1 protein-coding gene is annotated in these 535 nt (G+C 65.6%); it reads right to left on the minus strand.

Translation table 11 applies throughout. From position 1 onward, the window contains the following. The coding region (proB, locus tag EOD07_RS36830; RefSeq protein ID WP_127238535.1) for a glutamate 5-kinase at positions 1–535 on the minus strand (535 nt) is incomplete at both ends.

Genomic DNA, 535 nt, shown 5'->3' on the forward strand with positions numbered 1-535 from the left:
TTATAACCCTTCACCGGGTTGGCGCTCGGCTTGAAGAAGGTCGCGCGCTCGCCGCGTTCGATCGCCATCAACGGCGACAGCCTGGTGCCCGAGGTGATGATCATCGCCGTGCCGGCGGCGTTGGCGATCTTGCCGGCGTCGAGCTTGGTGCGCATGCCGCCGCGCGACAGCTCCGAGGCCGCTGCCCCCGCCATCGCCTCGATATCCGGTGTGATGCGGTCGACCACGGGAATGAATTTTGCCTGCGGATCCTTGGCCGGCGGGGCCGTATAGAGCCCGTCGATGTCGGAAAGCAGCACCAGAAGATCGGCGCCCATCATGGTCGCCACCCGCGCCGCCAGCCGATCGTTGTCGCCGTAGCGGATTTCCGAGGTCGCCACCGTGTCGTTCTCGTTGATGACCGGCACCGCTTTCATCTTGAGCAGCGTCGAGATCGTGGCGCGCGCATTGAGGTAGCGCCGGCGTTCCTCGGTGTCGCCAAGCGTCAAAAGAATCTGGCCGGACTTCAGCCCGTCCTTGCCGAGCGCGTCCGACC

This window comes from Mesorhizobium sp. M2C.T.Ca.TU.002.02.1.1, assembly GCF_003997225.1.